Annotated in this window: 7 protein-coding genes; 2 read left to right on the top strand and 5 right to left on the bottom strand. The window is 43.2% G+C overall.

The window, feature by feature from the left end:
- Positions 1 to 84: 84 nt before the first annotated feature.
- From EKM80_RS09150 to map, 3 genes are all read right to left on the bottom strand, one after another.
- Positions 85 to 1281 carry a DUF2075 domain-containing protein gene (locus tag EKM80_RS09150; RefSeq protein ID WP_125552816.1) on the bottom strand — a complete coding sequence of 399 codons (1197 nt, stop codon included), beginning with the start codon at positions 1279 to 1281 and terminating at the stop codon, positions 85 to 87.
- Between the two features lie 50 nt (positions 1282 to 1331).
- Complete coding sequence (locus EKM80_RS09145; protein ID WP_125552815.1) at positions 1332 to 1580, bottom strand: hypothetical protein; 249 nt, start codon at positions 1578 to 1580, stop codon at positions 1332 to 1334.
- Positions 1581 to 1813: 233 nt separating this feature from the next.
- Positions 1814 to 2605: a type I methionyl aminopeptidase gene (gene map / locus EKM80_RS09140; protein WP_125552814.1), complete on the bottom strand. Its 792-nt coding sequence runs from the start codon at positions 2603 to 2605 to the stop codon at positions 1814 to 1816.
- Positions 2606 to 2887: 282 nt separating this feature from the next.
- Between map and EKM80_RS09135 the strand changes: the two genes are divergently transcribed.
- Both EKM80_RS09135 and EKM80_RS09130 read left to right on the top strand, forming a co-directional pair.
- Positions 2888 to 3241, top strand: coding sequence for a DUF1827 family protein (locus tag EKM80_RS09135; protein WP_125552813.1), 354 nt, complete (start codon positions 2888 to 2890; stop codon positions 3239 to 3241).
- Positions 3242 to 3412: 171 nt separating this feature from the next.
- The gene (locus EKM80_RS09130) at positions 3413 to 3601 is read left to right on the top strand and encodes a hypothetical protein (protein WP_125552812.1); all 189 of its coding nucleotides are present in this window, start codon (positions 3413 to 3415) and stop codon (positions 3599 to 3601) included.
- 66 nt (positions 3602 to 3667) lie between these two features.
- Here the strand turns inward: EKM80_RS09130 and EKM80_RS09125 are convergent, their stop codons facing one another.
- Both EKM80_RS09125 and EKM80_RS09120 read right to left on the bottom strand, forming a co-directional pair.
- A complete protein-coding gene (locus EKM80_RS09125) occupies positions 3668 to 5281 on the bottom strand; it encodes an FAD-dependent oxidoreductase (RefSeq protein ID WP_125552811.1) in 1614 nt (537 codons plus the stop codon).
- A gap of 138 nt (positions 5282 to 5419) precedes the next feature.
- A complete protein-coding gene (locus EKM80_RS09120) occupies positions 5420 to 6730 on the bottom strand; it encodes an NCS2 family permease (protein ID WP_125552810.1) in 1311 nt (436 codons plus the stop codon).
- Positions 6731 to 6928: the final 198 nt, after the last annotated feature.

The following is a 6928-nucleotide window of genomic DNA, read 5'->3' as shown; positions in this document are numbered from 1 at the left end:
TACCACCCAGAAAGTCGCTTAAAGTTTCGTCCAATATTTGGGGTTCACTTCATGTCATCGCTTTTTTGATTGATTACAGCAGCATCAAAGTGTCAGTAACTTTGCGCGTAATTGTGGGTCAGTTGCATAAAGGTACAGTCCATAGCGACCGCGCTGTAAAAGGACATTGATCGAATTTAAAATAATTTGCTGTTTGGCCTGCCAAGCTTGTGGTTCGGTAAGATCTGCGCGGCGTTTAAAAGCTTCATGATCCTGATAATTATCTGGCAGTAACTTTAGGCGCTGTGCGGTAGGGTCATAGGTAACGGAAGGGCCTAAAATAACGGCAACATAATTTAAATCAAAGCCTTGAATCGTATAGATCGAACCGACTTCATTTAATGTTTCTGGCCGTTCCGCCCAAGTAATATTTGGATCCATGTTCTTATCCCATGGTAGTTTGAAGCTTGGTGCGATCACGTAATAAGTCTGGCCATCAAGCTTATATGGAAAGTCAGCGGTGGCAACTAGCCGTGAAAGGCCAAATTCGTGATCACGGTGGCGGAGTTGTTGATACATCTGACTAGCATCAGCGAAGATTCGTAGATCAAAGGTAGAATCAGCTGGTCGGGGTAATAATTGGCCTTTAGTGCCTAGTGCCGTCAGCCAGTGTTGTGTTGCTGAATTAGCGTGAACACGAAATTGTTGATCAAGTTGAACTATTTTATAGGAACGTTTAGCGAGTAAGGCCATTAACTTCGTTTGATTCCAGTAGCTTTTCATTTTTAAGACTTGGTGCTCATCGAAGACTAGAATCACGATACGACTATGGTTGCAAATCTCGGTTAACTGATTTTCTTGGTTGAAACGGTTATAACGATCGCTTTTAGTTAATAGGAGATGGGCTTCATCGACGAGCACAATATCCGCAGTCGTTGCTTGCTTAGCCATTTGATTGATAAAAGGCGTTGGCTTCATGAAATCTTTTTTGCGTAAATTAGGTTGATCCGCGGCGATTTGTTTATAAGTTTTTAGCATTTCAGGGTGATTGACGAGCAAATAGTTATTTGTCTGGTAAAAGGGGCTTTGCGCAGCGGTACGCGCTTGTTGCAGCGTAGCCATCAACGCACTAAGCACGACACTTTTACCAGTTCCGGCAGCACCTTTGATGACGAACACGCCTGGTTGCTGACTAGCGAGATGTTCAGCACAAAATGTAAGTGCCTGCTGGGTTAATTTCTTTTGCTGCGGTGATAATTCAGTTTCTGGTGCTAACTTACTGGTGGCAGTATTTTCTAACAATGATCTGACCTACTTTCTACAACCAAACTTAGCGCAGCCTAGCTAAATTTTCAAGGGATGTAGCGATTGATCACCTTTTGTAAGTTATGGATTTCTAGTAATGTGATTTCTGGAAAGAGTTTGAAGACAAACGACGCAAAGGTGTCGTGGTGGTACTTGTAATTCATTTTACCAATCGTATAAGTACTTGTAGTTGCTTGGCGGCAGACTTCTAAATCGTAATTGGCTTCCGGGTGGAGAATAATATATGTATCGGTAGATAGCGGAATTGCTTCAATATTGGTGTCAGTAATTGGCATAACGGCTCAACTTCTTTCCAAGTGATAGCTCCATCATACAAACATACGTTCTAGTTTGTCAAGGACTTTCGCTTAAGAATCGATGAAACTTAATCGTGATACATTGTAGACTTAAATAGCGTACTACCTTTTCAGCGTCATACTATGCTAAAAATGGCGCTAATTGTGCGTCAAAGAATAAAATAAAGTAGTAAAAAAGCGCGCCAGCCGGTAGCCAGCGCACTTTATAAAGGTTATAAATATTTAGCATCAAATTCAGGATCTTGTGAGGTTAAGATTTTAGGACCATCTTTTGTGATTGCTAAGGTGTGTTCATATTGTGCAGCCATAGAACCATCTTCAGTAACGTAATATTCCCAATTATCATGTGGGGTAACGCGCGTGTTTAACCGCCATGTACCACGGGTGATCATTGGTTCGATGGTAATGGTCATGCCTTCGCGTAAACGCAGGCCCTTACCAGCTTCGCCATAATGAGGCACATTAGGTTCTTCATGGATCGTCGGTTGGATACCATGACCAATTAATTCGCGGATGTCACCGTAGTTATTTTCAACCTCGGTGTATTGTTGGATCGCATGGCCGATATCACCGATACGGTTGCCAATAATAGCTTGGTCAATACCCAAATATAAGGCCTTTTTGGTAACATCCATCAAACGCTGATTTTCTGGTGAAATTTTACCAACCGCATAGGTCCAGCAAGAATCACTTTCGTAGCCGTCTAAGTTGACGCACATATCAACTTTCACGATATCACCTTTTTTTAGATCTAACCCGCGCCGTGGAATGCCGTGAGCAACTTCATCATTGATGCTGACACAAGTGGCGTATTTGTAGCCATCAAAGCCGATTTCTGAAGCGATCGCGCCATGGGATTCAATGTATTCACGAGAGAATTTTTCAATGTCCCAAGTTGACAAACCAGGCCTGATCAAATTACGTAAGCCCAAATGAACACCAGCTAAAACGGCGCCAGACTTGCGCATACCCTCAATTTCACGTGCTGATTTTAATGTAATCAAAATAGTAGCCTCCATAGTAGTAATCAATTTACATTGTAAACTTTTTTCATAAAAATAACAGCTGGGAAAGTTATATAATGGAAACAAGCGCTTGCGCGATAATTTAACTATCTTACTCGAAGAAGGTTTGCCTATGTTCAGTTTTGAAGTGGCACCAAAAGTGTTTGTATAACGCCTAGCGCCTAAGCTTCATGTTGAGTAAAAAGCTGGTAATTTGGACTGAAGTTATTTAAAATAAAGCCAGCTAGGACACTGTCCAACAAGATTACAGGAGGTCACATTATGAAATTAATCGAAGTACCAGTTAAAGTTAATGCTAGCTTACGCAAAATGATTCCTAACACAATTGCGTATTTGTACGGTAATAAAGCGATCCGCTATTTCCGCAAGTATTCACTAGGTAATACCAGTGTCCATTATGTCGATAATTTTGACCATATCGATGTGATATTGACCAATAGCAACCGCCGGATTCGCGAAGAAGAAATTAAATTCGTTTGCGAGCGGCTGTTACCTGAGCAACCTGACAGTGAAACAACACGCTTCAGCAAAGATGAAATTGAAACCGCACGCCACCATAAAATTCGCGCAATGAAAGATATTGTGATCATCGAAGCACCTAATAAAACAGAGTAGCTGAAAAACGGCACTTCAACGGCATTATTACCGTTAAAGTGCTGTTTTTTTATGAAGCGTTAAGCGCGCTTGATTTGGTTTCAAGCGCGCACTAGCATATTTCTATATTTGCCGTGCAGTGGCTGGTAAACTGGATTTGTAACCAATAATTCTTCACCAGGAGGGCGACAAATGTTACTCAAAGTGGAAACAACTGGCAATGAAATTTTTTATCTCAACGAGAACCAAATCACGTATATCGAAAAAGTGGATGTGTCCGTACCGGATGAAGATAGTACGTGGCGGGTGCATCTAGTCGGTGAGGCGACGACTGTTTTCGATGTCGGCTATGCACAATTGAAGCAACACTTAACAAAATAGTGATTACGTGGGGGCAATAAAAAAGCCAGTCAACCCTTTAATCAGGGAGTTGATTGGCTTTTTGCGTTACTCTTCAATTAGAATTGCGTTGATGCCATTGCCGGCTAAGATTCGCGCCGCCTGATACGGGTTCAGACCTTTACGAAAAGTGATGTAAACTTTGCGGTCAGTTGGAATTTCAGCTAGATGGTCACGCAGTACGCTAAAGGGAATATTCTTGGTTGCCTTAATGCTCCCATCTGCTGGTTTGTCAGCTTCACGTACATCGAGGAAAAAGGCGTGATCTAAGTCAGTTTGCGGAATGGCAGCGGCCTTAATTGTTTTAGCCGTTTTATTGAGCTGATTGATGGCTACATAACCTGCAGTATTTAGCGGATCACGGGTAGTTGAATAAGGTGGTGAGTAAGGTAGTTCTAAATCAGGCAAGTCAAAAACCGTTAATTTACCGGTGATTGCCGCTGATAGTTCACCGATTCGTTTATCCACACCGCGTTCGCCGACAGCTTGGCCGCCGAGAAGCTTACCGGTTTTCTCTTCAAAAATTAGTTTTAAGTTTAGTCGCTTAGCGCCGGGGTAGAAGCCAGCGTGATCAAACGGTGTGATGAAAATCGTTTTGTAGTTGGTAATACCTACAGCTTCTAGCATGTGCTCGGTGTAGCCGACAAAACTGACGGTCAGATTAAATATTTTAGCGACACCAGTGCCGATGAAGCCCCGATAGTGCAGTGGGTTACCGTGAATAATATCGGCGAGCAAATGGCCCTGACGATTGGCGGCACTGGATAACATGCTAGGCGTTGGCAGACCAGTAATGTAGCTAGTGGTTTCAACGACGTCGCCGATGGCATAAATATCGGGTAGTGAGGTGGCCATTTGGTCATCGACGATAATATGCTGGTCTGCCGCTAATTCAACGCCAGCTGCAGCGGCTAATTCGCTATTTGGCTGGACTCCAGTAGCAAAAATCAATAGATCCGTGGCTAAAGTTGTGCCGTCAGACAGGACTAATTCTTTACCAGCAGCTTGGATTTTAGTCACAGTGGTGTTCAGGTGTACTTGCACGTCATTAGCCGCTAATTCAGCGGCAACAATTTTAGTGATCTCGGCATCGTAAGGGTAGGCAACCGTTGGTAATTGATCGATCACGGTGACGGCCATACCACGGTGGCGGAAGTTTTCGGCGATTTCTAAACCAGCGGCACCAGCGCCGATGACGGTCGCTGTTTTTGGCTGTTGGTCATTAATGAACGTCTTGATTGTGGCCGCGTCAGTTACGTTGCGCAAAACGCAGCCATTTTTCACAGTATCAATGCCTGGAATTGGCGGCAAAGTAGCACGAGTACCAGTGGCTAGAACTAGAACATCATAGGCAGCTTGTACAGTGGCGTGTGTCGTCAAATCTTCAATTGTGACTTCTTTAGCTTGTGGATCAATGGCGATGACTTCGTGGCGCACTAATACATCGATATTATTTTTCTGCTTTAAAATTTCTGGTGTCCGTTCGATCAAGGGCTCTAATTCAGTAATAACATCACCTAAATAATAGGGCAAAGCACAACTAGCGTAGGAAATATAAGCGCCGCGCTCAACCATGAGAATTTCAATATTTTCATTTAAACGGCGTAAGCGAGTGGCAAATGAAGGCCCACCAGCGACGCCACCAATAACAATAACTTTCATTAACTGGTAGCCTCCTTTTGTAAGCGAATTAATTCTTCTTCATCATACCTTGTCAGCATTGTTGCAGCAACTATTTCCACTGATTATGTCGATTAACTATAGGTAGAAAAAAAGCCGCTTAATTAGCGGCTTTGGTTGTTATTGATTTAAAATCCAAATGAACAGGACGAAGACGAAGAATAGCGCGTACATCAGCGGGTGCACTTCTTTACCTCGTTTAGCAGCAATCATAGTAATTGGATAAACAATGAAACCCAACGCGATACCATCAGAAATGCTGTAAGTTAGCGGCATCCCCAGCACAATCAAAAAAGCAGGAATAGCGACTTCTAACTTATCCCATTCGATTTCACGTAATGATTGGGCCATCAGTACGCCAACGATAATCAGTGCAGGCGCGGTAACCTGGGTCGTGACAACGGCCAATAGTGGCGAGAAGAATAAGCCAACGATAAACAATAAGCCAGTAGTAACGGCAGTTAAGCCGGAGCGGCCACCAACAGCGATCCCAGCGGAAGATTCGACGTAAGCTGAGGTTGGTGAGGTACCAAGCAAGGACCCAGCTAACATTGACGTGGAATCAGCTAATAAAGCACGGCCGACACGCGGCATTTTATTGTTGACCATGAAGCCAGCTTGTTCAGCTAAGCCAACTAAGGTGCCGGCGGTGTCAAAGAATGTGACCAGTAGGAAGGTCAACACGACGACCACCAGTTGCATTGAATTGATGTCACTAATATGAATGGCACCAACTAAGAAAGTTGATTTGATGCTTGGCGCACCGGCTAAAATAGCACTTGGTGCGGAAATCAAGCCAGTAACTAAGCCTAAAATAGCAGTCGCCACCATCCCGATAAAAATGGCGCCAGGTACTTTGCGGACCATTAAAATGGCAGTGATGATCAAGCCGAAAATGGTTAGCCATGTTGTACCAACACCAAATGAACCTAAGCCCACCACCGTTGATTTGTTAGCAACAATTAAGCCGCCATCGTGTAAACCCAGAAAGGCGATAAACAATCCAATTCCGGCGGCAATAGCTAATTTTAAATTTCTGGGAATCGCGTTGATGATTGCTTCACGCAACTTGAGAACGGTGATCAACATAAAAATCAACGAAGCGACAAATACGCCAGCCAGAGCGGTTTCCCACGGAATTTTCATGCCGATAACGACTGAGTAGGTGAAGAAGGCGTTAACGCCTAAACCAGGGGCAATAGCGATGGGGTATTTGGCCAAAACGCCCATTAAAATACAACCCAATGCACTAGCCAAAGCAGTAGCGGTGAAAACGGCACCTTTGTTCATCCCTGCAGCGCCTAGCACGCTAGGGTTAACGAATAAAATGTAGGCCATGGAAATAAAGGTGGTGAAACCAGCTAAGACTTCACGTCTAATCGTGGTATGTAGATTGGTGAGATCAAAATAATGAACTAGACTTTCTTTCACGATGATTACCCCTTAACAAGTATAATTTATAAGTGCTGATGGAAATAGTTCGTGTTTAACTTGATTACGAGACCTATATTACTATACTTGTTCGTTAATTTCAATAAAAATCTTAACGATATTTGTTTATTAAAGCTGAACATTTAGGGTGTAAGTATGAATAGTCATATAAACTAAACTGCAACAGCTCTAACAGAA

The sequence above is a fragment of the Loigolactobacillus jiayinensis genome, from assembly GCF_003946445.1.
Taxonomy (GTDB): domain Bacteria; phylum Bacillota; class Bacilli; order Lactobacillales; family Lactobacillaceae; genus Loigolactobacillus; species Loigolactobacillus jiayinensis.
Note: the sequence above shows the minus strand (reverse complement) of the source record. Positions and strands in the feature narration are given on the sequence as shown.

Coding starts and splice junctions, on each gene's coding strand:
- EKM80_RS09145 (WP_125552815.1), bottom strand. CDS start 1,580: ATGCCAATTACTGACACCAATATTGAAGCAATTCCGCTATCTACCGAT.
- EKM80_RS09135 (WP_125552813.1), top strand. CDS start 2,888: ATGAAATTAATCGAAGTACCAGTTAAAGTTAATGCTAGCTTACGCAAA.
- EKM80_RS09130 (WP_125552812.1), top strand. CDS start 3,413: ATGTTACTCAAAGTGGAAACAACTGGCAATGAAATTTTTTATCTCAAC.
- EKM80_RS09125 (WP_125552811.1), bottom strand. CDS start 5,281: ATGAAAGTTATTGTTATTGGTGGCGTCGCTGGTGGGCCTTCATTTGCC.